The organism is Streptomyces sp. IMTB 2501 (assembly GCF_001953885.1).
In the GTDB taxonomy this organism is placed as follows: Bacteria; Actinomycetota; Actinomycetes; order Streptomycetales; family Streptomycetaceae; genus Streptomyces.
This window is the reverse complement of sequence record NZ_MQUS01000002.1, coordinates 149,647-176,522: the sequence shown is the minus strand read 5'-3', so window position 1 is coordinate 176,522 and position 26,876 is coordinate 149,647. Positions and strand designations below refer to the sequence as shown.

23 protein-coding genes and 2 pseudogenes are annotated in these 26,876 nt (G+C 68.7%); 13 read left to right on the top strand and 12 right to left on the bottom strand.

The features are described from left to right. Positions 1–8: 8 nt before the first annotated feature. Both AV521_RS05025 and AV521_RS05020 read right to left on the bottom strand, forming a co-directional pair. Positions 9–1,628 (bottom strand): hypothetical protein, encoded by a 1,620-nt coding sequence (locus tag AV521_RS05025; RefSeq protein WP_076083974.1) that lies wholly within the window; start codon positions 1,626–1,628, stop codon positions 9–11. A gap of 5 nt (positions 1,629–1,633) precedes the next feature. Continuing rightward, positions 1,634–3,802: a hypothetical protein gene (locus AV521_RS05020; RefSeq protein ID WP_076083971.1), complete on the bottom strand. Its 2,169-nt coding sequence runs from the start codon at positions 3,800–3,802 to the stop codon at positions 1,634–1,636. Positions 3,803–4,078: 276 nt separating this feature from the next. Between AV521_RS05020 and AV521_RS05015 the strand changes: the two genes are divergently transcribed. Then, positions 4,079–4,810, top strand: a complete 732-nt coding sequence (locus tag AV521_RS05015) for a hypothetical protein (protein WP_076083967.1) — start codon at positions 4,079–4,081, stop codon at positions 4,808–4,810. 473 nt (positions 4,811–5,283) lie between these two features. Here AV521_RS05015 and AV521_RS05010 read toward each other — a convergent pair whose 3' ends face one another. The 9 genes from AV521_RS05010 to AV521_RS04970 form a co-directional block, all read right to left on the bottom strand. Continuing rightward, a complete protein-coding gene (locus AV521_RS05010; RefSeq protein WP_076083965.1) occupies positions 5,284–6,639 on the bottom strand; it encodes a cysteine desulfurase in 1,356 nt (451 codons plus the stop codon). Next, positions 6,626–8,005 carry a family 2B encapsulin nanocompartment shell protein gene (locus tag AV521_RS05005; RefSeq protein WP_076083963.1) on the bottom strand — a complete coding sequence of 460 codons (1,380 nt, stop codon included), beginning with the start codon at positions 8,003–8,005 and terminating at the stop codon, positions 6,626–6,628. The genes AV521_RS05010 and AV521_RS05005 overlap by 14 nt, the downstream gene beginning before the upstream one ends. 383 nt (positions 8,006–8,388) lie before the next feature. Continuing rightward, complete coding sequence (locus AV521_RS05000; RefSeq protein ID WP_076083961.1) at positions 8,389–8,928, bottom strand: GNAT family N-acetyltransferase; 540 nt, start codon at positions 8,926–8,928, stop codon at positions 8,389–8,391. Between the two features lie 127 nt (positions 8,929–9,055). Next, positions 9,056–10,213 (bottom strand): hypothetical protein, encoded by a 1,158-nt coding sequence (locus AV521_RS04995; RefSeq protein WP_079249132.1) that lies wholly within the window; start codon positions 10,211–10,213, stop codon positions 9,056–9,058. Between the two features lie 264 nt (positions 10,214–10,477). Further along, positions 10,478–10,933 (bottom strand): VOC family protein, encoded by a 456-nt coding sequence (locus AV521_RS04990; RefSeq protein WP_076083959.1) that lies wholly within the window; start codon positions 10,931–10,933, stop codon positions 10,478–10,480. Between the two features lie 235 nt (positions 10,934–11,168). Next, a complete protein-coding gene (locus tag AV521_RS04985; protein WP_076083957.1) occupies positions 11,169–12,143 on the bottom strand; it encodes an antibiotic biosynthesis monooxygenase in 975 nt (324 codons plus the stop codon). A 6-nt stretch (positions 12,144–12,149) separates the two neighbouring features. Then, positions 12,150–14,867 carry a molybdopterin-dependent oxidoreductase gene (locus AV521_RS04980; protein ID WP_076083955.1) on the bottom strand — a complete coding sequence of 906 codons (2,718 nt, stop codon included), beginning with the start codon at positions 14,865–14,867 and terminating at the stop codon, positions 12,150–12,152. Continuing rightward, positions 14,864–15,691 carry an FAD binding domain-containing protein gene (locus AV521_RS04975; protein WP_076083953.1) on the bottom strand — a complete coding sequence of 276 codons (828 nt, stop codon included), beginning with the start codon at positions 15,689–15,691 and terminating at the stop codon, positions 14,864–14,866. Before AV521_RS04975 ends, AV521_RS04980 begins: the two co-directional genes overlap by 4 nt. A 419-nt stretch (positions 15,692–16,110) precedes the next feature. Next, a complete protein-coding gene (locus AV521_RS04970; protein ID WP_076083951.1) occupies positions 16,111–16,392 on the bottom strand; it encodes a hypothetical protein in 282 nt (93 codons plus the stop codon). Between the two features lie 234 nt (positions 16,393–16,626). Here AV521_RS04970 and AV521_RS48570 point away from each other — a divergent pair, with 234 nt between their 5' ends. The 6 genes and pseudogenes from AV521_RS48570 to AV521_RS46400 all read left to right on the top strand — a co-directional run. Beyond that, positions 16,627–17,211, top strand: coding sequence for a hypothetical protein (locus AV521_RS48570; protein WP_143658572.1), 585 nt, complete (start codon positions 16,627–16,629; stop codon positions 17,209–17,211). Positions 17,212–17,468: 257 nt separating this feature from the next. Beyond that, a pseudogene (locus AV521_RS04960) lies at positions 17,469–17,630 on the top strand (transposase); the annotation flags it as partial. Positions 17,631–18,169: 539 nt separating this feature from the next. Further along, complete coding sequence (locus AV521_RS04955) at positions 18,170–18,592, top strand: hypothetical protein (RefSeq protein WP_076083946.1); 423 nt, start codon at positions 18,170–18,172, stop codon at positions 18,590–18,592. A gap of 1,065 nt (positions 18,593–19,657) precedes the next feature. Then, on the top strand, positions 19,658–19,780 hold the full coding sequence (locus AV521_RS50500) for a hypothetical protein (RefSeq protein WP_256725436.1): 123 nt from the start codon (positions 19,658–19,660) through the stop codon (positions 19,778–19,780). 819 nt (positions 19,781–20,599) lie between these two features. Next, positions 20,600–21,142: a serine protease gene (locus AV521_RS52570; protein ID WP_371916999.1), complete on the top strand. Its 543-nt coding sequence runs from the start codon at positions 20,600–20,602 to the stop codon at positions 21,140–21,142. 84 nt (positions 21,143–21,226) lie between these two features. Then, positions 21,227–21,331, top strand: a pseudogene (locus AV521_RS46400) (IS5/IS1182 family transposase); the annotation flags it as partial. Positions 21,332–21,797: 466 nt separating this feature from the next. Here AV521_RS46400 and AV521_RS04945 read toward each other — a convergent pair. Continuing rightward, a complete protein-coding gene (locus AV521_RS04945) occupies positions 21,798–22,967 on the bottom strand; it encodes a S9 family peptidase (protein WP_076083941.1) in 1,170 nt (389 codons plus the stop codon). A 96-nt stretch (positions 22,968–23,063) separates the two neighbouring features. Here AV521_RS04945 and AV521_RS04940 point away from each other — a divergent pair, with 96 nt between their 5' ends. The 6 genes from AV521_RS04940 to AV521_RS04915 all read left to right on the top strand — a co-directional run bounded on the left by AV521_RS04940 (position 23,064) and on the right by AV521_RS04915 (position 26,787). After that, positions 23,064–23,678 carry a TetR/AcrR family transcriptional regulator gene (locus AV521_RS04940; RefSeq protein ID WP_079249131.1) on the top strand — a complete coding sequence of 205 codons (615 nt, stop codon included), beginning with the start codon at positions 23,064–23,066 and terminating at the stop codon, positions 23,676–23,678. Positions 23,679–23,896: 218 nt separating this feature from the next. Continuing rightward, complete coding sequence (locus AV521_RS04935; protein ID WP_076083935.1) at positions 23,897–24,544, top strand: transposase; 648 nt, start codon at positions 23,897–23,899, stop codon at positions 24,542–24,544. Further along, positions 24,541–24,720, top strand: a complete 180-nt coding sequence (locus AV521_RS04930; protein WP_076083932.1) for a hypothetical protein — start codon at positions 24,541–24,543, stop codon at positions 24,718–24,720. The genes AV521_RS04935 and AV521_RS04930 overlap by 4 nt, the downstream gene beginning before the upstream one ends. A gap of 193 nt (positions 24,721–24,913) precedes the next feature. After that, complete coding sequence (locus AV521_RS04925) at positions 24,914–25,852, top strand: sigma-70 family RNA polymerase sigma factor (RefSeq protein ID WP_076083929.1); 939 nt, start codon at positions 24,914–24,916, stop codon at positions 25,850–25,852. Between the two features lie 57 nt (positions 25,853–25,909). Then, positions 25,910–26,473 carry a dihydrofolate reductase family protein gene (locus AV521_RS04920; RefSeq protein WP_076083926.1) on the top strand — a complete coding sequence of 188 codons (564 nt, stop codon included), beginning with the start codon at positions 25,910–25,912 and terminating at the stop codon, positions 26,471–26,473. Beyond that, positions 26,470–26,787: an EthD family reductase gene (locus AV521_RS04915; RefSeq protein ID WP_076083923.1), complete on the top strand. Its 318-nt coding sequence runs from the start codon at positions 26,470–26,472 to the stop codon at positions 26,785–26,787. Before AV521_RS04920 ends, AV521_RS04915 begins: the two co-directional genes overlap by 4 nt. Positions 26,788–26,876: the final 89 nt, after the last annotated feature.

The following is a 26,876-nucleotide window of genomic DNA, read 5'->3' as shown; positions in this document are numbered from 1 at the left end:
GGGGGATGTCAGGGGGTGCGGCTGGGGATGACGCAGTTCTTCGGTTGTTCCTGGCCGGTGGGCCAACCGAGGCCGACGAACTGCAGCTTGCCCGGGCCCTGCCGGCCCGGATCCAGCTCGACGACCGCGACCGGCTTGTCGTACGGATTCCCGCCGCTGGTCAGGCAGATCAAGCCGCTCGTGCCCCGCACCCGGTGCCTGGACTGGAGTTGTGGCCACTCCCCGCTCACATCCTCCAGGCTGGGCACCTTCGTGGCGTCGCCGCTCTGTGCCTGGTGCAGGGCCGTGCCGATGGTGACCAGACCGTCGTACACGAGCATCGTCCGGGAGTCCTCCAGGGTCGGGGTGGAGCCGAGTTTCGTCCCCTGATGGAGCGTGTTCTGGATCAGCTTGTTCAGGTTGTCCAGGGCCGCCTTGGGCTCGGTGAGGTACTGGGGCAGTTCGTCGGCGGTGGGCTTGCGGTGGTGACTCGCTTCGAACTTCGTGTCCCAGGCGGCCAGTTCGGCACTCCAGGCGTCCGGGTGCGCGGGGGCGGCGTACTGGACGGTCACCTTCGCCTTGCCGTCTGCGCCGCGCAGCTGCGCCCAGTCCTGCTCCGACATGGTCTGTCGCAGCGAGGCACCGTCGGCACCGCTGATGATGGTGAAGTGCCGGTTCTCGCAGCCCAGCTGAGCGAGCTTGAGGGCGAAGAGCCGCAGGTGCAGCGCGCGTCCCGCGAAGTAGACGGTGTCGGCTTCGGTGTCGCAGATGTTGTTGGCTATCTGAGTGAACTGGTTGCCGGTCGAACCGGCCTCGTCGATCGCCGGGGAGGTGAAGGACATCGCGGCGGGACCGGGCGGCCCCGTCTCCTTGATCCCGTTGAACGCCTTCGCCAGCGAGTCGACGTAGCCGTCCGGACGTGTGTCGTGGACCAGCACCGTCCTGCGGTCCTCCCGGCCCTGTTCACCGTTGAAGTTGGCCAGCGCCTGGGCCGCGTCGTGGTTGGTGGGGATGATCCGGGCCAGGCCGGGGAACTGCGGGTTCGCCATCCCGTCCGCGGCTTCCGCGTTCGAGATCTGGTCTCCGGTGATGCGGGAGGCGAGCACCGGAATCCTGCGTTCCGTCAGCCGCCTGACGGCCTGCCGTGTGGCATCCAGGCTGAGGTTGAAGCCGGTGACGGCGCGCAGCTGGTCCTTGGGAGAGTCGGCCATGCGCAGCAAGGTGTCCACGACCGTCGACTGGTGCTGGTAGTCCTGCCCGGGGTTGGCCAGCACCAGCCGGATCTTCGGCGGTTCCCCCTCCCCCTCGTTCGCCTCCAGCTGCCCCAGATACGCCCCCTGGAGGTCGCTGCGCATCTGCCGCCGCAGTCCCGCCATGTCCGACTGGAGCGGCAGCATCATCGCCACTGTCACATGGGGCTGGCCTTCGATCTTCTCGTTCTCCTGGGCGATGGCCCGGGCCACGTCAGCGATCTCCGGTGTGCCGAAGTCGTAGCCCGCGCCGTTGACGCCGACGCACTCGCCGTCGATCCGCTCGACCCCCTCGGCGCAGGTGTCCGGCCTGCTCAGGACGGACCAACCGAACAGGCTCCCTGCCACGACCGCCGCCGTGACCAGCAGCGTGTAGAGGATCTTCTGCCACCTGGGCATCCCCGTTACCTCCTTCGCCCGAGCTGTTCGGTGCAGGCGCAACGCAGCAACGGCTGCTCGTTCTCCGCCAGGGCGCTCCAGTCGGTGGCCGTCCTGCCGAGCTGCCCGGCGCCGTCGAACTCCATGATCGAGAGCAGGTCCAGGAGTTTGGCCAGCGTGCGGGCGGTCTCCCTTCCGGTCGGCCTGGTCCGCTCCTCGCACAGCCACACCGCGTGCAGCAGTTGGTCGACCGTGCGGCGCAGCGCCGGTCCGTCCACCGCCACAAGGCCCTGGGCGCGCTCGTGACGGGTGTCCGCGCCGCCCGGATACGGCGCCTGCGCGATCTCCAGCAGCTCAGCGCACCACTCCTGCGGACGACCGGGCAGGGTGGCGGCCAGGTGGCGGACCACGTCGTCCACACCGCCGGACACCAGGTGGTGGTTCATCCGGTGGGCCATGACCGAACGGAACGCCCCGCCGCTCGCCGCCCCCTCCTCCGCCGCGCGTCCGGTGTAGTGGTCCCGCAGCAGATGGTGGTCGGCGTACCAGGCGGCGCCGTCGGGGCGCAGCCCGTACAGCCGGTGCACCAGCAGCTGACGCAGCCCGAAGTCCCCAATGAAGTGCCGTTCGCAGATGGGCCAGCCGGTGTCGGTCAGCAGCTGCGCCACGTGATGTGCCGTCAAGCGGTGGACCCGGGCCGACTGATGATGTCGGAGCAGGATGTCCGCGCACTCCGTGTCGTGGGCCACCGACAGATGGGTGAGCAGGTCGAGCCACTGGTCGTGGTGCTCGGGAGGCAGCCGTACCGGCAGTTGCTCCAGGATCAGCTCCTGCAGAAGCACGTCCGCCACAGCCCGCTCGGAGTCGCCGCTGCCCGGGAGTCGCAGCGGGGCGTCCAGGATGTCCCGGTCATTGGCGTCCGCCGGCATCCGGAAGGCGGCGGCAGCGGCGGCCAGCCGGATCACCGTGTGCGGCCGTCCGCCGCTCAGCCCTGCCACGGCGGCGTCGATACGACGGCGGTTCGTGCCGCCCTCCGGCTCCGCACGCCGCTGTCTGCGCTCGGTCTCCAGGCGGAGCTGGTCGCCGGTGAGCAGCGGCATACGCAGCAGGAGCACCCCGTCGGCCAGCGGCGCCCGTTCCGCTGCCGAGTCCGTGCGCCGGGACCAGGAGAGCGGCACGCCGTCGGTGGGCCGGAACTCCGCCGGGGACGGCACCTCCCCCGACGGCAGTCCCCCGTACAGGAAGGTGCCGCCGTCCGCCCGGCGTGCCGTGCCCACGATCACCACGCGGTCGCGCTGCCCGCCGCGGCGGTCGCTGAGCACGGCGCGCAACAGCTGCTCCCCCAGCGGTGACTCGGCGCGGTCCAGCAGCACCGCCGGGCGGCCGACCCGGCGCAGCCAGCCCAGCGCGCCCGTGTACGCGGCCTCCAGGTCCTCACGCAGCGCCCGGAAGAGGAAGCTCTCCGCCAACTCCCGTTCCTCGCCGCCGGCCTGGAAGTCAGCGGCGAGATCACGCAGCCCGTGCTCGGGCTGACCGGCCGCGCCGGGGTACGCGCCGTAGATCCGCGCGAGTTCCGTCCGGCCCCGGGGCGCCAGGCTCGCGAAGAGTCCGTCCAGCAACGCGTTGGCCACCGAGGCCGAGTACGGGTCGAGCGTCTGCCCGGACAGGGTCGTCAGCAGGTTCCGGATGGCTCCGCGCAGCGCACCCCGCCAGAAGTCACCCGTGCCCAGGCCGGGGAGGCGCTGCTTCTGCGGTAATTCCCCGTACCGTTCGACCTCTGCGGCCACCGCGTCGGGGGTGGCCTCCGTGACACCGGTCGCGATCATCGCGAGGCCCGCGAAGAGCCGTGGAAAGGCGAACGAGCCGCCCGTCCCCTGCCAGGTGCCCAGCCGCCGGGCGGCCTCGGTCAGAGCCTCGGTCGCGGCCGAGCGGGCGCCCGGCTCCGGTGCCGCCCGGTCCGCGTACACCGGCGAACCGCAGTCCACGTAGATCACCGGCACCTTGGTGGCGAAGCGATCCCGTACCGCGCGCAGTAGCCGCCCCTTGCCCATGCCCGGGCCGCCGGTGAGCAGCACCACGGGCAGGTCGGGGCCGTACAGCGGTTCCCGGCCGCCGCCCGAGGGTGACCGCCCGAGCAGGCGCGCGAAGAAACCTTCCTCACCGAGGAGTCTTTCGAACCCCAGATCCTCACACACGGATCCCCCATGGATGCTCTCCCGCCCAGGAGCAGGTGATCGTTGTGGTGAAAGGAGATTAGTGGAACATAGGGCCTTCTGTTCGGACAATGGTGGCTACAGGAAACGTAGTTGGCGATGATGGGCCCAGTGGTCCGGGAGGGGTCCCGAAAGAGCGGGGTGGGCGGCGCGCGGCACCTCTGGGGGCTGCGGCACCTCCGGGTGCGGGGCGATAAAGAATGTGCGGGTGTTCGAGCCGGTGGGGTACGTTTCTGCCTGTTCGAAGGGGGACCCGAAGTGGCGAAACTGAACCAGATCATCGCTGTGGAGAAGGGTGTCAAGAGCAAGTCGCTCCAGGACATCACCGCCGCACACCACAAGGTGCAGAAGCCGGCCCTGCTGGCGGGTATCTCGCGTTCGTACCAGCCGAAGGACGAGGAGGGCGAGCAACTGCCGCCCGAGTCCACGCGGGTACAGGTGCAGGCCGAGGACGTGCTGCGGGAGATGTCCGCGTCGCTCACCCGGCTCTTCGATGTGACCGCCACGAAGGACTGGGCGAACTGCACGGCTCGCGCGGACATCACGGTCGACGGCCGGACGCTCGTCACCGACGTCCCGGTCAGCTATCTCCTCTTCCTGGAGAAGCAGCTCACCGACCTGCACACGTTCGTCAGGAAGCTCCCCACCCTCGACGCCGCCGAATCCTGGTCGCACGACCCTTCCACGGACTGGTGGAAGACGGACCCGGTGCGCACGATCCGCACCAAGAAGGTCCCCCGCAACCACGTCAAGGCGGAGGCGACCGACAAGCACCCGGCGCAGGTCGAGGTGTACTACGAGGACGTGCCCATCGGGTACTGGACGACCGTGAAGTTCTCCGGAGCACTTCCGGCGCGGCGGGTGAACGAGCTGGTGGACCGGGTCGAGAAGCTCCAGCAGGCGGTGAAGTTCGCCCGCGAGGAGGCCAACGCCGCCGAGGTCACCGACCAGCGGGTCGGCGACGCGGTGTTCGGCTACCTGCTCGGCTGACACCGGCCACGGGTAGCATCCACGATCGCCCCCGCGTGCGAGCGCGGGGGTGCGCAACAGGCGCGGGCCGGATTGAGGACCGGTTCGCGCGATGAGCGCAAGCTGACACTGAAGTTCAGCCTGAAGACACGGTGACAGTGAAGGTTCGAGTCCTTCCCCCGGCACAGCACCATCCACGGGCCGGGGTAGCCCAACTTGGCAGAGGCAGCCGCGATCAATCTCAGACTCTCGCTCCAGTCTCAGCATCGCCGCCGATCGCCGGATCGACCGAGGCCGGACGAACGCCGTCGGATGCGAGTTCGACTCTCGCCTGCACCTCTCCCCTGGTGCGGTAGTTCAAAGGAAGAACACGACGGCATGATGACTGATCCGACCTCTTAAACGCCGCCGGCGTGCGCAATTGGGTGGCATCCCCAGGGGCCCGGGAGCTGGATACGACTCCCGGGCCCCGCCACGTCCACCGAGCGGTCGGCCTAGGCGGCCCGCAGCTCCAGCAGCGACGCCACCAGCCGGTCCACCTCCTCCCGTGTGTTGTACAGCGCCAGCGACGCGCGGGCCGCCGATTCCAGGCCGTAGTGGGCCAGGGCCGGCTGGGCGCAGTGGTGGCCGGCCCGGACGGCGATGCCGTCCCCGTCCAGCCAGTCGGCGATCTCGGTCGGGGTGTGGCCGGGCAGGGTGAAGGTCAGCACGCCGATCCGCTCGGCCGCCGGGCCCAGCAGTTCGAGGCCCGGTACCTTGGCCAGGGCTTCCTGCGCGTAGGCCGTCAGCTGCGTCTCGTAGCCCGCCACCGCCTCTCGGTCGAAGGCCGTCAGCCAGTTGAGGGCGGACAGCAGGCCGGCCACGCCGGAGATGTGGCCGGTACCGGCTTCGAAGCGGTGCGGGACCGGGGCGTATGTCGTACGGTCGAAGCTCACCGACTCGATCATGTTGCCGCCCGACTGCCACGGCGCCATGGTCCGGAGGATCTCCGGCTTGGCGTACAGGGCGCCGATACCCGTCGGGGCGTAGATCTTGTGGCCGGAGAAGGTGTAGAAGTCGGCGTCCAGGTCCGTCACGTCGACGGGAAAGTGCGCCACCGCCTGTGCCCCGTCCACCAGCACCTTCGCCTGGTAGCGGTGCGCCAGCGCTGTCATCTCCCGCACCGGTGGCACGGTGCCGAGGACGTTCGAGGCGTGGCTGAGCACCACGAGCCGGGTCCGCATGGAGAGCAGATCGGCGTACGCGTCCTGGTCGATGCTGCCGTCCGGCAGCAGGGGTACGGGCACGACGCGCGCCCGTGTCTCCTTGGCGACCCGTTGCCAGGGCACGATGTTCGCGTGGTGCTCCAGGACCGGCACCAGGATGTCGTCTCCGGGGCCGAGGCCCGCGCGCCCCCAGCTCTGGGCGACCAGGTTGATCGCCTCGGTCGTTCCCCGGACGAACACGATGCTCTCGGGCGAGGGCGCGCCCAGAAACTCCGCGACCGCCGCCCGGCCCGCCTCGTACAACTCCGTCGCCTCGCGCGCCATGGTGTGCGCGCCCCGGTGGATGTTGGAGTTGGCGGAGGCGTAGAACGCCGCCAGCGTCTCGATCACCTGCCGGGGCTTCTGTGTGGTGGCGCCGTTGTCCAGCCAGATCAGCGGGTGCCCGTTGACGGTCCGGTGGAGGATCGGAACGTCCCGGCGGGCCAGTTCGGGCGAGAAGCCCTGACAGGCGCCGGACGGCTGGGGAGCGGCAGGAGCCATGGCCTGGCCGGTGAGCACGGGAGACCCGAGCCCGGTCAGGCCCGGAGCGGTCGGCGTCGTCGGCGCCGTCAGGCCGGTGAACCCGGCAACGTCAGGAGTAGTCATGGTACTTGGACACCTCGACGTTCTGGAGCACGGCGAGCGCGTCCTCCACCAGCACCGCCGCGTTGAAGTACGCCGTCATCAGGTAGGACGTGATGCCCTTCTGGTCCACGCCCATGTTCTTCATCGCCAGGCCCGGCTCGACCTCGTCGGCGACGTTCGACGGCCGCAGACCCACCACGCCCTGCTCGGCCTCGCCCAGCCGCATCAGCAGGATCTCGGTCGTACCCACACCCAGGCCTCCGGAGAAGCGCACCTTGTCCGACGGCAGCAGCGGCACTCCGCGCCAGGTCAGCAGCGGGCTGCCGAAGCGGGTCTCGATCACCGGGGGCACGCCCCGGCGCGTACATTCGCGGCCGAACGCCGCGATCGCCTTCGGATGGGCGAGGAAGTACGCGGGCTGCTTCCACACTCGCGTCAGCAGTTCGTCCAGATCGTCGGGGGTCGGCGCGCCGGTGCGCGTCTGTACGCGCTGCCCCGGGGCGACATTGTTGAAGAGCCCGAACTCCGGGTGGTACAGCATCGAGGCCTCCTGCCGCTCGCGCAGTGCGTGCACGGTGAGGTTGGCCTGGGCCCGCGTCTGGTCGATCGGCCCGTTGTAGAGGTCGGATACGCGTGTGTGCACGCGCAACACCGTCTGCGCGAGCGTCATGTGGTACTCGCGGGGCGCGTCCTCGTAGTCGACGAACGTCCCCGGCAGGTCCGGCTCACCGTCGTGCCCTGCGGTGAGGTCGACGGGGACCTCGGCACCGGCCATGACGTCGGCGCCGGCGACGTACGCGTCCAGCGCACCCCGTAAGGTCTCGTCCCGCTCGCTGAGCCGGGCGAGTTCCGCGCGCTCCAGGCAGAGCGCTGTGCCGGCGGTCAGTGCCTGCACCCGGTACGGCATGGCCTCGGCGCGAGTCCACGCGCCGAGGTCGAAGAACTGGCCGTCGCCGATGACATCGAGGAGTGCGTCCGTGCCGTACTGCCCGGCCGCGCGCTTCTCCGCGCGCCCGTGAACGATCACCCACAGCCGGTCGGCAGGGGTGCCCTCCTGGGCCAGGACCTGGCCCGGCTCGAAGGACATCTGCGTGAACGCGCCGGCCAGTTCCTCCAGCAGGGTGTCGTCCGCCTCGCGCAGGTACGGCAGTTCGCGGAGGTCACCTGCGATGACGCGCGGCGTGTCGTCGTCGGTCGTGCTGATGCGGTCGTCGCCGAGGACGTACGTACGGCGCCGGTTGACCCGGTACACACCGGACTCGACGTCCACCCAGGGCAGCGCGCGCAGCAGATAGCGCGGGGTGATGCCGCGCATCTGCGGTGTCGTCTTCGTGGTGTTGGCGAGTTGCCGTGCGGCATCCGGGCCGAGGCTCAACCGCTCGCTCATGAAGAACTCCTCGCAGCTAGAGGGTGGGAACGAGGAGGGATCGTCTACCTGTCGCGAGTCGACCACAAGAGGGGATTTATCTACTGATGGCGGGATTCCTCCGCTATGCGGAACTTGCCGGAATCTCCCGCACGCCAGCCCGACGCTGGTAGGCACAGGTCGCGGCAAGCGGAAGCGGCAGGACAAGTCCTATCGGAGCCGAGGCAGCGATAGCCCCGAATCGTCCATAGAAGGCCGAACTTCATCTCATATGAATGCTTTGTGAATCCCAAAGAGGCGGTTATCCCCGTCCTGGCCGAGCCAGTGAATCGATCCCGCCCCATGCCGGTTCAGCGGCCGCACCCTGCGCATCGCCGCGAGCAGGTCGATCACACAGGCCCGCCCTACCCTGCCTTTCTCAGCACCTTCTCCAGCAGCGTGAAGGACTTGGGCGTTCCGCTCGGCTGCGGCTTGCCCTCCTTGTGACCTACGACGCGGTAACCGGCGTGCTGGTAATAGGCGTTGAGCTGTGCATTACCGGCCAAGCAGTCCAGGCGCACACAAGTCCGTCCCACCGCAGCCACTCGGCGCTCCGCGGCCCTCAGCAGCAGCCGCCCCGTCCCTGGCGCGGCGACCTCCCGGTCCACCATGAGCCGGTGCACATATCCGGCCACAGCCGGCTGCGGGCCCCAGACGGCCTCGTCCTCCCACCACAGCTCCCAGGCGCCGGCGATGCGCCCGCCGACCTCTGCGAGCCAGACCTCGCCGTGCGCCATGACCCGGCGGAAGTGGTGCTCGTCCAACTCTCCGGGCAGCCACTGCCCGTAGATACCGCGGGCGAGCATCCAGCGTGCCGCGTCGTCACGGAGGCGCACGAGCGCAGCCAAGTCGGCCTCGGTGGCACAGCGGACACGTAGATCATTCACCCAGGGATCCTCGCACATCCGCCCGACGACGACTTGCGCCAGTTCTGCCGCAACTCACAACCATGTGTCCAGTTGCTGGAGGAGGGAGGACCAGCTCACCGCGCAAGCCCTGGTGGCCATGGGGGTGGGACTCCAGGTGTCGTGCTCACGAGTTGGTCGCGCCTTTGTGGGAGGCTGCCGCGACGTCGTCGCCGAAACGAACGAACGGTGCGTAACGCGCGGCACGTTTGTGGCGCATCAACCGGAGCATGGCGACCGCGTTCTCGCCGCTCCGGGGCGCTTGGATCAGCGACCGTGCTCCGGCCACGGCGGATTCGGCCAGACATACGTGGCGTTCGGCCTCTATCAGGTCGGCTTCGAGCAGTTCCTCCCTGACGAAGGCGAGTTCGGGTTCGCGCCGGGCCAACTCGTCCACCGACTCCGGGAGCACGAGCAGCAGTTCTTCCAGCGATTCGCGAAAGGTCTGGAAGCCCGTATGCATACGGCCGCTCAAGGGCAGTGACACGATCGGTGGCGTCATGGTGGGACGCACGATGTGGCGGTAGAAGTCGGCGGGCATCGCAGCGGCATGTGCCCGGGACGCAGGCACCCCCCGCACATAGACCACCGCACGTCGTAGCCGGTCCACCGCTTCGCGTACCGTTCCGGCACGCAGATGGGACAGGGCATCCTTGAGGGCACTTGTCGCACAGACGTTGAACAGTGCGTGAATGTGGTGACCGATGATCCACCGCGCCAGCCACATCTCCTGCGGCGCACTCGTCGGACTGGCATGCTGTGACTGCGCGTCACCATGCACCAATTCCTCGGCGGATGCACTCGTGCAACCGACCAGATCCACCAGTGCCTGCCTCATCGCGGCCAGCTCGCAGTCCAGATCGCTGCCGGCCAACGGCGCGGTGCGCAGGTCGATCAAACCGCGGTGAATGACAAGTACCGCCTGCAACGCGGCCTGGGGTGCCGACAAGACGGCCGTGCGCGTACGGAAGTACTCCTCCACGGGCGACGCCGCCGCCAATCGGTCCCCGTCGGGTGCACCGACAGTCGCGGAAAGGCGCCGCGCCAGCGAACCCGCGGCGCCCACGGCCTCCCCCAGACCTTCATCGCGCGCGACCGTACCGTGGTAGACCGCGACCTCGACGAGTGCCGACGCCAGGCGTGCGGACATCGCGCGCACCTCGACGCCGAACTCCGGAATGCCGGGTGCTGGATCGGCTTCCCAGAACACCGCGACCGGGGGCAGGCGAAACAGCCGCGCCCCGCTCCCCGGCAACTGCTCGCCGGCCTTCGACTCTTCCGGCATCAGAACCCACCCCCGGCACGTCAGCCCCACACTGCGAACGCAACATGGCCAGCCACCAGCGTGCGCGTCACCCGGCACAGGTCACCAGGGCACAAACTGGCCCCGTCTCCCGGCACTTTCCGAACAGGTCAGGCGACTGGACCGGCGCGTGCCAAGCCGGCATCCCGGGCCCACCTCGCTCTTTGGGGGGATCGTTCCTCTGTTCTCGGTGTCCGTGGCGACCCGCTGTCACAAACTCGCCGTCCGCTACGAGGCGACGGGGCCCTAAACGACGCAGAATTCGTTTCCCTCGGGGTCCTGCAGAACGACGGAGTAGTGCTCCATGTCCGGCTCGTCCGTGATCCGCAGCACGGTGGCGCCGGCCTTGGTCAGCTGTTCCACCATGGCGGTGACCCGCTGAGCGCGTACCGCCAACAGGACCTCACGCCCTCCGCCCACCTTCAAGTCGAAGTGCACCCTGTTCTTGGTGACCTTCGGCTCGGGGACCTGCTGGAACCACACCCGCGGCCCCTGACCCGCAGGATCGATGATCGACTCCGGCGACTCCCCGGCACCGGCGGGCAACTCCTCCTCGGGCACCCCCATGCCCGCCCAATACTCCCGCCACGTGGAGTGCCCGCCCGGCGGAGGCTCGGGAACATACCCCAGAGCCTCGGCCCAGAACATCGCCAGCCTCTGCGGGTCAGCACAGTCGATCACCAGTTGCAGTGTCATCTCCATACCCGGAGGATGCCAGCCAGGTCTGACAACATCGGCCACGGCTCTCGCCCGGACCGCCCCACGCCAGAAGATCCAGGCAGCGAGCGAGTGGCGGTCCAGAGGCCAATCGAGCTCACAGGCTGTGGTCAACTTCCCGATGCACAGGCATCATTGACGCATCGCTCCGTCATCGCACGCGTAGCCGGTCCGGCCTCGTCGACGAAACCAGGACGACGACTGCCCGTGCGGTCGCCCGTCAGGGCAGTGTCCAGAACCGGACCGTGACGAGGTAGAAGACAACAGCCCAGAAGGCCATCGCCGCCGCGACAATGCCGAGGCCACGGAGGTTGGTTCTTGCCGCCGGTTCCTCCGGCGGAGGCCGCAGCCATCGTCCGAGCAGCGGGTTCACGTAGTAGGGCATGGTCAGGAAGCTCATGAGGAAACTCGACAGCAGGTTGCCCACGAGCAGGCCGATCCAGAGCCGCATGTGCAGTGGGGACAGGGCGAGCGTCAGCAGCACGACCGTCGGGTACAGGCCGACCCAGATGGCGAGGGAGGTCCTGGTCTCTGAGGGCGGCGGCGGTGCCTCTTTGCCGTTGCCTTCGAACGCGAACCAGCTGCCGAACGAGTTGTCGATGGTACGCAGTTTGAAGTCGCTGAACTTCTCGCCCTCGGCCAGGATCTCCTGTCGTTGGGGCGACGTCAGCCAGGCGTCGAGGTGTTCGGCGCTGTCGTAGCGGTACAGCGTGGTCCATTCCTCCTGGAGCCCCTCGATGGGGCGGAAGAGCTCCGTCCCGCGAAAACCGTCGAACTTGCTCTCCTCCTGGACCATGTGGTGCTGCCAGGCGAGGAAGTCGTCGACCTGGTTCGGGGGGACGCGGTGGGTGACCACCACGGTGACCAGCGGATCCAGTGACTGGGTGCCGCTGCTGACCACCTGCTGGGTCGCCGGACCGTCGAAGTACTTGGCGCCGACGTCGAGATACGTCTGCCTGGTCGCGCTGTTGATCCACGCCTGCAGATGCGCCACCGAGTCGAACCGGTACACGACGACCCAGTCGGGTTGCAGCGGTGTCGGCGGTGAGATCTCGGCGCCGAGGAAGCCGGGGTAGTAGGCGGCCGCGGCGTTGAGGTCCTCCTGCCACGACTCGAACTCCCGCTCCATCCCGGGCAGGACCTTCTGGCCGATGATCGCCGTCGCCGCGGCGGCTACGTTCTTTCCGGTGTTCATGGTGACTCAACCTGTCGACACCGACTGCTCCGCGGGGAGTCGCCCGTAAATGCGTTCCGGAGTCAGCGGCAGCGCACGGTAACGGACGCCCGTGGCGTCGTACACCGCGTTCGCGAGCGCCGGGGCCACCGGGTTGATACAGCACTCGGCCATCCCCTTGGCCCGCATGGGCCCCACCGAATCCGCCGAGCCCACCAGGAGCACCTCGGTACGAGGGATGTCGGCGTAGGTGGGGATCCGGTAGTTCCGGAGGTTCGGGTTGACCATGACGCCGTTGTCGTCGACGTGATGGTTCTCGGTCAGCGCGAAGCCGATTCCCTGGGCGACGCCGCCCTCCACCTGTCCCCGGACCTGCGCCGGGTTGATGATCACTCCGACGTCCGCCGCCTGCACGCTGTACAGGATCCGTATCTCACCCGTCACACGGTGCACGGCGACCCGGAACCCCTGAGTGTTGGAGGTGACGCTCCGCGGTGAACCGTATGCCTTGCGTGCGGCGGTGAAGCGGATTCCACGTGCCCGGGCCAGCGCGACAAGTTCGGCCAGCGACACCCGCCGGTCCCCGCAGACGACCCCGTCGTCGTCCATCGTGCACATCACGACATGGATGCCCGTGTGCGCCGCGGCGAACTGCAGGATGCGGTCGCGCACTGCATTGGCCGCCCGCAGGACCGCGTTGCCCGCCACGAAGAGGCCCGCACTCGCGAAGGCACCGGTGTCGAATCCCGTGCGGTCGGTGTCGGACTGCACCAGACGGATCCGCGACGGTGTCGTGCCCAGCTGGTTGGCTGCGATCTGGACATGGGCCGTGGAGGTTCCCTCCCCGAACTCGGGGGTCCCGACGGCCAGTTCGTAGATGAGATCGTCGCCCAGCGTGACCCAGGCCTCGGAGAGGTGTTCCGTCGGGGGCGCGGTCTCGTGCAGGGAACTCGCCACGCCGGCTCCGACGAGCCACTGGAGGCCGGGGGGCGGCCGGTCGGCCGTACGGGCCAGGGCGTCGCCCACCAGGTCGATGCACTTGGCGAGTCCGTCCTCGGTGAAGATCACGTCGTCGGGCCCGTCGTGCATGGCGACCAGGGGCTCACCCGGCCGCACGATGTTGCGTCGGCGCAGTTCCAGGGGGTCGATGTGCAGGGCGCGGGCCAGTTCGTCCATCGCCGACTCCACGGCGAACGCCGGCTGTGTCATGCCGTAGCCGCGCAGTGCCCCGCTCGGCACGGTGTTCGTGTAGACGGAGTAGGCGTCGTACTTCTTGTTGGGGCAACGGTAGATCATGACGGCGGCCCCGCCCGCGTGCACCGTTTCGCCGCCGTGATTGCCGTAGGCGCCCGTGTTCGACACGTTGCGTACCTGGAAGGCGGTGAGCGTTCCGTCCGCCTTCGCGCCGAGCTTGACCGTCAGGGTCATCGGATGCCGCGGCGAGGCCGTGGTGAACTCCTCCTCGCGGGTGTACTCGAGGCAGGTGGGCCGCCCGGTGTCCAGGGTGGCAAGCGCGACCAGGTCCTCCGCGATCACCTCCTGCTTGCCGCCGAATCCGCCGCCCACGCGCTTGCAGAACACCCTCACCTGGTCCGGGCGCAGCGCGAACAGGTACTCCAGTTTGACCTTCGCGATCGACGGTGACTGCGAACTGGTGCGGACGTTCAACCGGCCGTCCTCCAGCCAGGCGATCGAACCGTGGGTCTCCAGATGCACATGCTGCACCCGCGGTGAGATGTATGTGCCTTCATGGATCACATCGGCGGCGGCGAATCCCTCGTCGACGTCACCGATGTGCGAGTGGAGTTCGACAAGGATGTTGTGGACGGGGTCACGGACGAACGGATCGTCGGAACCGTGCAGCTGGGGTGCGCCGTCGGCCATCGCCGCCTCGGGGTCGAACACCGCCGGCAGCACCTCGTACTCGACCGCGAGACGCCGGCAGCCCTCCTCGGCCGCGCCGACCGTGTCGGCCAGGACCGCGGCGACGCGCTGTCCGGCGAAGCGGACCGTGTCGTCGAGGACGTAGGTGTCGTCCGGGTCGACCAGGTGGTCGGTGTGGATAGCCGTGGTGAAGCGTCTGCGGGGTACGTCTTCCCAGGTGTAGACCCGGTGCACGCCGGGCACCGCGAGTGCGGCGCTCTTGTCGATCGAGAGGATCCGGGCGTGCGCGTGGGGTGAGTGCAGCACCTTGAGGTGCAGCATGCCGTCGATCCGCGTGTCCATGGTGAACTCGGCGTGACCCGTCACCACATCGTGGCCCGCGGGCGCGCCGACGCTCGCCCCGACGGCCTTGCCCGGTGCCGCCGCCTCCACCGCGCTGACGCCCTTCACGGCGTCCTCGATCGCCCGGTAGCCGGTGCAGCGGCAGAGGTTGCCCTTCAACGCCCGTGGCAGATCCGCCTTCTGGTCCTCGGTGAAGGTCGCCGACGTCATGATCATCCCTGCGGTGCAGAAACCGCACTGGAACCCCGGGGCGTCCTCGAACTGCCGCTGCATGGGATGCGGGGCGCCGGGCCGTCCGAGGCCCTCGATCGTGGTCACCTCACGGCCGTCCGCGCGGAACGCGGGCGTGATGCAACTGTGTACCGGTGCGCCGTCCAGCCACACCGTGCAGGCGCCGCAGTCGCCCGCGTCGCACCCCTTCTTGACGCCGAAGTGGCCGAGTTCGCGCAGGAAGGTGCGCAGGCACTGGCCGGGGGCCGGCTCACGGTCGAATGCCTTGCCGTTCACGATGTAGCTCATGCCAGGTCCCCAGCCGTGAGTTCGCGGCAGATCTCTTCGGCGAAGTGCCGTGTCAGATGCCGACGGTGGTCAGGGGTCCCGTTGGGATCGGCGAACCAGACGTCGGCCGGGATGGCGTCGATGCTCTGCCGCAGGGTTCGGGCATCGGGCAGGGAGTCGAAGGCGATGCGGACCGGCCGCGTGGTGCCGGCGGTGACGGTGAGCAACAGGTCACTCGCTCCCGGCCGTTGCGTGCCGACGAGGAACACCGTCGAACGGCCGAGCCGGGTCAGCGTGAAGCGCCGGTGCGCGGTGCGTTTGCGCAGCGCGTGCTCCGGAATGGTGACGCGCCGAAGGATCTCCCCGGGGGCGAGGACGTTGCGATGGTCGCCCGTGACGAAATCGAGGGCGTCGACGAAGCGCACGGAGCCATCGGGCGCCCATAGTTCGTACTGAGCCTCCAGTGCGACCGTCATCGTGATCATCGGGCCGGCGGGCAAGGACATACAGATGTTTCCGCCGACGGTCGCCGCGCTCCAGACCTTGAACGAGGACAGGAATGCCTCACAGCTTTTCCGGAAGAGAATTCCGGCGGTCCAGCGCTCCGGACACGGGAAGGCGTACAGCTCGCGAATGGTGCATGTGGCGCTGATCTCCAGGCCCTCGTCCGTCGGGACAAGCGGATCCCAACGCAACGCCGTCAGGTCGATCAGCCGTCGCAGGTCCGGCTGCTCCGTGGAATAGAGCCATGTTCCGCCTGCGAGCCAGGCGTCGCCCTCGTGCCAGTCCGTGCCTGGCAGCTCGGACGGCCGCCGGATTACTTCGGTGATGGTGTTCAGGTCCATGAAAACCCACCTACGGGAGAACGGACCTACGGGAAGCAACTGCCCCCTGGCACTGTTGGATTTCCCGCTGACCGAGCAGGTATTGACCGCCATGCCGCGCCGTACAGGGCGGCTGAGCCGCGAGGGACCGGCGGGCACAGAAACTTTTGCTCCAGCCTATCGCAGCATGCGGATGAGGACCCGACCGAGGACAACTGAAAGTAGCCGATAAACCCCGCACAGTCACCCGCGACGGCTGGTTCCCGCAGAATCCAATTCGACCAAGATTCCCTGAGAGCTCGTAACGCGATCTTGTGATGCGTTGCTGGTGGCCGAGACGGGCGGGAACGCCTGGTTCGATTCGCCGGAACAAGGTCCTGTACTCAGTCCGACCGCAGTAAGCGATCGGTATTGAGATCGCCGTACTCGCTATTGTGCCGTCAGACACGCCAGAGGGCCCGCCGGAGGCACGCCAACAGGTCCTCGACCGGAGCCGGCTCGAAGATCCCGCCTTCCATATATCGGACCACGGTCGTCACGCACTCGTCGGATTCCGCCAGATCGATGTACGCCGGAATGAGTTCCCTCCTCGTCCCATCCGAGGGAACGTCAGGTTGCACGATGATCCCGCGCGTCGGGACCGCCACTTGTCTGGTGTAGAGCGTCAGGCCGCGCGGACGCAGTGGGAAACGGTCGTGGGAAACGCTCGGGTTGGTGTACATCGGGTCATCTGCGCAGTCCTCGGCCCACGTCTGACGGGTCCAGCAGCCGCGTCTTGGCACTCGTGGCCGATCGTGGGCCCGCCCGGAGGTGACCAGATCACCGGGTGAACTCACACGGACGCGGTGAAACCGCGGTGCATGGCGCAGCGTCTTGATGCCCAAGACCGGGAGAACACATCCGAGTTACGGCCATCTCGGGGCCTATACGGATGTATCAAGAGAGGTTGGTTTGAAATGACACGCCGGAACCGTTCCCTGTACCGCGGTGCCACTCTGGGGTTGGCCGCTGCCGCAGCGGCCCTGCTCACAAGCTGCACGCAGAACAGCGGCACAGCGAACAGCAGCACTCCGAACGCGACGCAAACGCCTTCTTCGTCGGCCGCGGCGTCCACGACAGCGGGTACTTCGGCCGGGCACACCGCTGCCGGCTCCTCGGCCAAGACCGGCGGCTGCCGGTCGCTGCCGGTGTCGCCCACGGTCAAGGCGAGCGTCACGGCGGCCTACCGCAGACGGGCTCAACCGCCCCTCACCCACATTGCCCCGGTCAAGGGCACGTTCTACTACGGTAGTTGTGACGGAGTCCTCTACGCGGGAACCCGCTTCCACCTCACTCCCGGCAGCACTGAGGCGGAGCAGGTCGCCCTGCAGGATGACGGAGCCGCGATGAAGTACTTCGTCGATCGCCCGGGCGCCGGTTGGCACTACGTTGCCAGCGACAGTTTCCCCGCCGGTCCTCGGGGATGTGCCGCCATCGCCCAGATCCCGGCCCACCTCGCCGCCCTGTGGAACGACTGCCGGTCCACGGCAGACAAACAGTGACTTCCTGGGGCGAAGCAGGCCGTGCCCCGGTCGCGGTCAGCGGGATGGATGAGGACGACCGCTCCCTCCCGCTTCCCCACGGCGCCGCGGTAGCGCTGAAGGCCTCGTACCCGGCGGTGTCCACATCGCCGGGTCCTGGAACGTGGGGGCTGCGGGCGAACAAGCTGCTGAATGCCTTGGCCGACTCCCCTTCGGGGTGGCCATTGATCAATCGGCCAGCCGGTGCTTGGCCGACGCCGGGAAAGTCATGTAGGTGTCGGGGCCGGCTCTGGGCTGCCGATGATGTCCGCGACGACATACGCGAATACGTCGTTGAGCGCCTTCACGATGATGCCGCGGTGCTGGTCGTCGACGAGACCGGCGACCTGAAGAAGGGCACCCGCGCTGTTGGGGCCCAGCGCCAGTACACCGGCACGGCCTACCCCGAGTGCCGAGCCGTGGCCAGGGGAGAGCTCGGTGACCGGAACGCCATGTCGCAGTCCATTGACGCAATCTTGATTGCGCGACCGCGCAACTATCGGGGTCGCTTTCCCCTCTCACTGGTTGCAGCCGGGTGGCGCTCATGAGAACCGTGGCGCGTTGCCGATGTCGAGGAACAGGCGAAGGCGACCCTTATGCACGACCAACACCGACGGACAGTGAAGGGCATCTGCATACGGTGGCGTGGCCGCATGGCGAGGTTGCCCGGATCGCCTCTCGGCAGTCCATCTACGGCATCGCCGTCCGCTGCCGGAACTCTGGGCTGGTACGCCGGGCATCGCCCCCGGCTGCAGCGTCGAGATTCTGGGCGAGGCGCCGGACTCCACCCCCTTCGACTCCGCCGTCAGGATCAACTGGCCCACTTCGGATATCGGAAACCGCGTCGGCGCTGCCCGTGCGGATCACACGAACGTCCACCCGCATCGATGTCTGAACGCTGCCGCTCAGCGCACCACTACAAGCAACAGGGAGATCTTCCATGACGTGCTTCTTCGACTCCGGCCACGGCCCCGGCACCACGACCGTGACCTGGTCCCCCCAGTGGGGCGTGCCGCGTCCCGTGCAGGTGTGCGGCAGCTGCGCGCAGCGGGTGCAGACCACCTCGCCGCCCTACTACAGCCCGTCCCAGCAGGGTTATCCGCAGGCCGGCTATCCGCAGGCGCCGGGTTACCCGCAGCAGGGCTACCCACAGGCGCCGGGGAGCCCTCAGCAGGGTTATCCGACTCAGAACGCGGGCCCTCAGCAGCAGGGCGGACGCCGCTTCGGTACCGGAGCCTTGCTCGGCGCAGGCGCGGCCGGTCTCGTCGGCGGCGCACTCCTGAACGAGGCGATGAGCGACGACGAACCGGAAGTGGTCGTGAACAACTACTACGAGGACGACGACTTCAGCGACTTCGAGTGACCGACCGACGCGGCGTGGCCTGACACGCGGTGGCCACGCCGCGTACGAGACATCGCGGTTGTGCAGGCAATGCCGTCGTCGGGAGAGGCGGTATCCCGGGTGCCGGCTGCGGCGGGCGCCCCGGAGGGCGGCACGTGGTCGGACATGACCGGGTCGACGACGCTGCTGTCCACCATCGCCCCGCGAACACGTCCCCGGCGACACCCGGGAAGACCTCTCCAGCCGCCGTTGAAAGAGCAACAACAAGGTCCCGTGCATAGCGCCCCTGCCATCCGGGCCAGGCCGAGCGGCGGTCAACGGTCAGTTCTCAAGGCAGCTGGAACGCCATGCTCGGCATGCTCCCCATCGGCCAGCCCGTCCCGGCATCCGCCCCGGAGGACCACATGACCGCCCCGATCGGCGAGGGCCGCAAAGCCGAAACCGACCGCCGACGGCAGCCAGTCATCAGCGCCCACAAGCAGCCAGTGCGATTCGTCCGGCCTGCCGACACCGACCAGCCTGTCTGGACGTCCACACGGGTGCAGGCAACACCCGGCACCGTGCGACCGGAGCGAGAAAGACCGCCCCTTCAGCCCCACAGCCTCGGTCCGGCGGAGGTTACATCGGGAGCCTGCGCCTCGTTGGCGACACATGTGCCTTCCCCAGCCCGAACTCCTGGTGGGTATGTTCTCCGCCGTCCTGACCGACATGGAACTCCGCGCGCACAAGCGGCACAGGCGAGACGACATCCCGCTTCGGTTCGCCTTCCGTGTCCTTGAGCATGCCCCAGGGCAGACCGCCCTCCTTCCTTCGGTTGTGCCTGCCTCCTGCTGGCGCCGTGAGACGGCAGGCGCCTACTCGACCAACCCCGCCGAAGACCTGGAAGCCCTGGCCGTCAACCTGTCCGGCCCGGAAGTCCGCACCGGCGCTTCCGGCCGCCCTGGCACCGCGGTACCTACGGCAGCCCACTCCCGCACAAGTGCCATCCCAGGCGTGTGGGTGCCGGCCTGCTGAGCGCCGAGGACTTCTATGGCAGGCGCTGCCAGATCATTGCGCGTAAGCCACCGGTACGGACCGGAATACGCGATGACCGCCGCCCCTCTGCCGGGCTGGGAATCCCTGTCGGACCAGTCCGACACCCGCATCGGCTTCGCGCTGCAACGCATCACCGCGGCTCTGGCGAGCGGGATGTTGCCGCTGAGCGACTGAACGGGCCCGGCACCTCGCCCCGCGCCGAGCTCGCCCTGCGCCCTGCGCCCGCTCAAGGTCGTGGCCCAAGGCGATCGTCCGCACCGCGGCGCCCGGACGACGGCGACCCTCGGCCCGGAAATCGCCGCGGTGTTCCTTGTTCACCAGGTGCAACGCCCGGTCCGGCCCGATCCACGCGCGCGATCTGGCAGTGCCTGCCGTAGAAATCGAACTAGCCTGTCGACATGCGGAGTACGAACTCCGTACGGTCCTCGCCGCGCACGGCCTCTCCCGCTCTGCTCACCGCCGAACACGCGTCCGTACTGGGCCGGCTGGGCGCGTCCAGGGGTGGGAAGCTGCTGTGGGCGGATGTCAGAAGCGTGACGTTCCGTAATCGCGGAGGCGGGGCACGAGGGGCCCAGTGCCGTGGTGATGTCGCCAGGTCCGGCGGCCGTAGGAGGGTTTCACGGGAAATTCTCAGTTAAGTCGGAGCGCATTTCTCACTTTCGTGAGCCAGAGTGAGCACTGATGGAGCGCCTCTCACGCATCTCGGTCACCTCGCGTCCCGCATTGCTCGGCGCCGTGGCGATGCTCACCCTGACCTCGGCGTCCGTGGCTGCACCCGCGGCGACATCATCCTGCTCGTCGACGAGCTGCACACGCTGGTCGGTGCGGGTGACGCCGAGTGCGCCATCGAGGCGAGCCGCCAACAGCGGGCCCGAGCCCTTCGGGGCCACCGCCGACGTCGTCGCCAATCGGCAGACGGCGCGGGTCGGCGCACTGTTCGGCGCGGACCGGGCCGACAGCCTGTCCGGCGGGCACTTCTGCACGGCCTCGGTCGTGCACAGCCCCCAGGGCGACCTCATCCTCACCGCCGCCCACTGCGTGAGCGACAGCGACAACGACCTGGTGTTCGTGCCGGGCTACCGGGACGGGAAGGCGCCGTACGGGGTGTGGAAGCTGGGGCACAGCTATCTGCCCGACGGGTGGTCCAAGGACCAGGACGAGGACAGTGACCTGGCCTTCGCCACCGTCGACGACGTGGACGACAGGCCGATCGAGGACGTGGTGGGAGCCAATCAGTTCACGGTCGGCACGGCCACCGGCGCCACCGCGGTGACCGTCATCGGCTACCCCGACTCCCGCGAAGCGCCCATCAGGTGCACCAACAAGCCGACCGTGCACAGCAGCACCCAGCAGCGCATCGACTGCCCCGCCTTCACCACCGGCACCAGCGGCAGCCCCTGGATCAACGGCGACGGCCAGGTCGTCGGCGTCCTCGGCGGCCATGACGAGGGCGGCTCGACCGACGATGTGTCGTACAGCGTGACCCTGGGCAGCCAGGCGGCCGAACTGTACAAGGACGCGATCAGCGATCCGTGATGAGCAGGCTGACACGCACTCGCCGGGACCCGCCAAGGACACGTTCCGGTGTCACCAAGGGCGGAGGCGAAAGGGTTCCCTCACACGATCGGCCTCATCCTCGCCGTGACCGTCAGCGCCCCCGGCCTCTCGGAGAACGCCCTGGGAATACACCTCCTCGACCAGGCGAAGGAGAAGTACCCACGGTTGGATCATGATGCACCGCCGCCTCGCCCGCGACCTTGAGGCTGCGGAGGAGGTCGGCTGCCTCGTCGTCGTGCAGTCGCCCCTTTCAGCTGCGCCACTCCAGTTCCCTGTGCACCAGCCAGATGAGGCCTGAACCACGTGAAGGTCGGCCCGGTATCACGGCGCTCTACCACCGTGTCGACAACACGTGCTCGTGAGCACTGGCCTCGCCGTTTCGGTTGGGGCGGAGCCAAGCGGCGACCGGAAACGTGAAAATGCCCCCTGAACTGGGACGATGAACAAGGTCTTCCGACTCACGGGCCTGCTTCCCGCCCACCGGCTCTACGCGACCGTGGAGTGACGTCAGCGGCATTCCGACGGCTTACCCGATCCCGCGATGTGGCAAGGCGCGCTGTCGGGGCCTAGAAGGGTTGACACCGGGAGAAAGCGCCCCGTGCCCTCGACACGACCTGCGGGCCATCCGGCGAGGTCAGCTGGCGAGTACGGTGTCGAGCCAGTCGAAGGTGCGCTGGTGGAACAGGGAGAGTGCACCTTCGTGGCAGTGCTCGCCCGCGCCTTCGTCCTCGCGGAAGGAGATCAGTTCCTTCTGGCAGGTCAGCTCGCCGTGCAGGCGTTGTGGCTGGCCCTTGAAGAACTGGTCGTTCTCGGCGTCGAGTACGAGTGTCGGGCAGGTGATGCGGTCGGCGATACCCGCCAGGGTGTATGCCTCGGTTGCCTTGACCAGCTCGTCGAAGTCGGAGACTCCGAAGGTCCACCGGCCGTTGCGTACCACCCATCGGACCATGGTGTTCTGCGCCATCAGCGCCTCCATGCCGCCGGGCGTCGAAGCGGCTCGGCCGGCGGTTGCGGCGGCGACTTCATGGAAGTCGTCGACGCCGTCGTGCAGCACGCAGGCGGCGAGGCGGTGCTCGAAGGCGGCCGCCCGCGCGGCGAGGTAGCCGCCCAGGCTCGTGCCGACCAGTACGAGTCGCTGGGCGTCGACCTCGGGCACGGTGAGCGCGAAGTCGACGACCGGGGTGACCACGGCCTCCCAGTCCGGCCGGAAGTGCAGGTGCTGGTCGCGGACGGTGCTGCCCTGGCCGGGGCCGTCGAACGCGATGACGTTGTAGCCGCGCCGCAGCGCGCCCGCGGCCAGCGCCAGGTAGTTCTCTTCGAGGGTGGAGTCGTAGCCGCCGTGGTAGATGAGGGTCGGGCGGGGGGTACCCGAATCGTCGGTCAGGAAGAGGTAGCCGGGCAGCGTGGTGTCCTCGTACGGGATGCGCAGGGCGCGGGCCGGAGGGTCGAGCAGGGCGGCCGCGTCGGCGAATGTCTGCTGGGAGGCCCTGGCGAGCCGCGCCGACTCGGCGTCGGCGGCGGGATTCTCGCGGCGGTAGAAGTCGGCGGTCCGGTAGTAGTTGGACGCGCGCAGCAGCGCCTCCCGGGCGCTGACTCGGTGACCGGCGGCCAGCGCGTCCCGGCCGGTGCGCTCGATACGCGCCGCCGTGGCGGCCCACTGGGCCGACCAGGCCTCCTCGTCTGCCTCTGGGATCTGCCGGCAGGTGACCAGGACCTCGCCGAGGTCGGCGCCGCCGTAGGCGGCGTAGCCCGCGGCACGCAGTGCCTCGAAGGAGAAGGACTCGTCGTCGTAGAGGAATTTCATCGTAGGCTCCCTTCCACTAATGGAACGGAACGGTAGCGTTCCATCACTCACGTTAGCACATGGAACGGTACCGTTCCGTTCGCTATACTCCGGAGCATGTCAGAGCGGCAGAAGAAGGAACGGTCGGCGACCGGCGGAGCAGTCCTGCGACAGCGGGTGACCGAGGCGATCACCGAGGCGGCCTTCGCCGAACTCGCCGAGGCCGGGTATGCGCGGATGTCGATGGAGTCAGTGGCCCGGCGCGCCGGCGTGGGCAAGGCCGCGCTCTACCGGCGCTGGCCCTCGAAGCAGGCGATGGTCACCGAGTTGATCCGCGGCAAGGTCACCGACGCGCTCCCGCCCGCGCCGGCCACGGGCGCCCTGCACACCGACCTGCGCGAACTGCTCGCCACCTTCCGCAGCCAACTGGACAATCCGCTACTTGCCCGGATCGCGGCCGGACTGCTCGCCGAGGCCCATCACGACGACGCTCTGGCAGAGGGGCTCTACACCGGAGTGACCGCACCCCGGCGGGCGGCGGCGCGCACGATACTGCAGGGCGCGATCGACCGCGGTGATCTCCCCCCGGGGCTGGATCTGGATCTCGGCACCGACCTGCTGATCGCACCGCTCGCATTCCGCATACTCGTCATACAGGGCCGCAGCGACGATGAGTATCTGGAAACGCTGACCAACGCAATCGAGGCGGCGCTGAGAGCGGCCGTCTGCTAATTCGGTTGGGGCGGAGTCAAGCGGCGACAGGAAACGCGAAAGTGCCCCCTGAACCCGGACGATGAACCTTGTCGAGGGGTTCTACCGGTCCAAGTAGGGGGCGCCTTCTGCGTGAAGGGCATCGGTTCGCGTCCCCAGGTTCATGTCTCCGCTGACGGAGGGGGGTGGTCTGGCATGCCTGAGCACGTCTGCTGGCCGATCTCGCCGATGCAACCGGGTTGACGAGTGCGTACTCCACCGTTCTGGGTCCGCTGCGGCCACGTGGGACCGGCCATGATCCCGGCCGGGTCGCCGTCGATCTGGCGGTGACGCTCGCCAACGGCGGCGAGTCCATCATGGAGTTGGCCGTGCTGCGGGACCAGGGCGAGGTGCTCGGGCCGGTGACCTCCACGCCTACCGCTTGGCGACTGCTCACCGACGCCGAAGAGAGGGTGCCGGCCCGGCTGCGATCGGTATGTTCCCGTGCCCGGGAGACCGCGTGGCTGCAGGCCGCCGAGACGAGCCGGGGCACACCCACCGCACGAGCTGGAGGACGCGAACTGCCCGGTCCGATCCCGGACATCGATGCCACGCTGATCACCTGCCACTCCGAAAAGGAGCAGGCCACGCCGACCTACAAGGGCGGATTCGGCTACCACCCCTGCTTCGCCTTCTGGCCAGTACCGGCGAAGCCCTGGCGGGGCGACTGCGGCCCGGGAACGCCGGAGCGAACACCGCCAGTGATCACACAGCGGTCCTGGACGATGCCCTCACCCAGGTCCCCGGCGCCCACCGATACGGCACCGGCCTCCGCATCCGTGCGGACAGCGCCGGAGGCGGCAAGACCTTCCTCGCCCACGTCCGCAGCCTGCGCGACAGAGGAATGAGAACGTACATCATTGTCGGCTACGCGATTGCCGAACCGGTCCGCCGCGCGATCCGGGCCATCCTGGACCGGCTTTGGCACCCGGCCCTCAACCAGGACGGCAGTCTGCGGACAGGGGCCGAGGTCGCCGAGCTGACCGGCATGGTCGACCTGCCAAGCCAGGCTCAGCAACGGTGACGGGTACCAGGACTGTCGGTGGCCAGTTTCATTTCCCAGCTCGCGGCCATGTGACGGGGAGTCAAATGGCCGCGCATGGTGGCGGGGAGTCATCGGCCTGGGAGGGACGCCGCGTGGTAACTGTCCGAAGCTCTGACGGATCCCGCTGAAGCCCCTCTCCGGGGGCGTAAGCCCGGTGCAGCATGATGAGCCTGTGGACTTCGAACTGTACCGGGGTGAGTTGGTGGCGTTCTGCTACCGGATGCTGGGTTCGGTGCACGAGGCCGAGGATCTGGTGCAGGAGACGTTGCTGCGTGCCTGGAAGGCCCGTGACCGGTACGATCCGGCGCGCGCGTCGGTGCGCACCTGGCTGTACCGGATCGCGACCAATGTGTGCCTGACCGCGCTGGAGGGGCGCGGCCGGCGTCCGCTGCCGTCCGGGCTGGGGGTGCCGAGCGACAATCCCGAGGCGCCACTGATGCCGGCGCTCGATGTGCCCTGGCTGGAGCCGTTCCCCGACGCGCGGTTCGATGTGGAGGTCAGGGCCGACCTGCGGCTCGCGTGGGTGGCGGCGGTGCAGGTCCTGCCGGCGCGGCAGCGGGCGGTGCTGGTGCTGCGCGAGGTGCTGGCGTTCACCGCCGCCGAGGTCGCCGAGCAGTTGGGGACAACGGTCGCGGCGGTCAACAGCGCGTTGCAGCGCGCCCGTGCCGCCCTCGCCGACGTGGGCGATGCCGGTGCGGTCACCGAGCCGGATGATCCCGAGGTGCGGGCGGTGGTCCAGCGGTACATGCAGGCGTTCGAGGCGGCGGATGTACCCGCGCTGGTGCGGCTGCTGGCCGACGACGCGGTGCTGGAGATGCCTCCGGTGCCGCTGTGGTACCGAGGCAGGCAGGACTACGGCCGGTTCCTGGAGCGGGTGTTCCGGATGCGTGGCACGGGCTGGGACATGCGGGAGCTCACCGCCAACGGGCAGCCCGCGCTCGCCGCGTACGCGCCGGAGCCCGGCGGCGGGTGCCGTCTGCACACCCTGCAGGTCTTCACGGTCACCGACGGCCGGATCGCGCGCAACGTCGTGTTCGCCGATCCGCGCGTCTTCGATGCCTTTGAACTGCCGGGCGAAATTCCCGCAGGCGAGTTCCACCGGGAGCGATGAGTCGGGGCGGTGCGGCCGGTACGTACCGATGAGCACCGAACCGAAGGGAGTCTCGTCGTGAGCATCATCGTCATCGAGTTCATCACCCTGGACGGGATCGTGTCCGACCCGGACGGATCCGCCGGCACGCCGCGAGGCGGCTGGGCATTCCGGCACGGCCCGGAGACGGTCGCCGGGGACAAGTTCCGGCTCGGCCGCACGCTGGACGAGGGGGTACTGCTGCTCGGGCGCACCACCTGGCAGCTGTTCTCGCGGCTCTGGCCGGGCCGCGACGACCCGTTCGCCGCGCGGATGAACGCCGTCCCGAAGCTGGTCGCCTCCCGCACCCTGGCCCACGCCGACACATCGGTGTGGGCGAACTCCCGGCTCCTTGACGGTGATCCGGTCGACGCCGCCAAGCGCGAGCGGCGGCACGTGGTCATCACCGGAAGCCTGAGTGTCGTGGACCGGCTGATGGCCGCGGACATGGTCGACGAGTACCGGCTGCTGACCTTCCCCACCGTCCTCGGCACCGGCCGACGGCTCTTCCCGACCGATGGCCCCCACGCCGAACTGGAGTGCCTGGCCGCCGAGCAGGCCGGTGCCGCCGTCCTCACCCGCTACCGGAGGGCCGCCCGATGACCGCCCGTTTCATCGCCCTGTACGAGACACCCACCGCCCCCGCGGCATTCGACCGGCACTACTACGATGCCCACATCCCGCTCGCACGCCGCCTCCCGGGGCTACGCCGCTACACGATCGGCCGCGACCTCGTCGCTGTCCGCGGCGGCTTCCCGTACTACCTGGTCGCCGAGCTGGAATGGGACTCGATGGATGAGCTCCACGCCGCGTTCGCTTCACCCGAGGGACGCGCCACCGCGGCCGACGCGGCGCATCTCCAGGAACTCGCCCCGGTCCGCAGCATGATCTTCACTGTGGGCGAGAGTGTGCTGTAGGCGATCTCTACCGTACGGGTAACGAACGAGCGAGGCCGAGGAGCCCGTCCCTGGGATTGTCCACGTCGGCGCCGGCGAAGACACCCGCT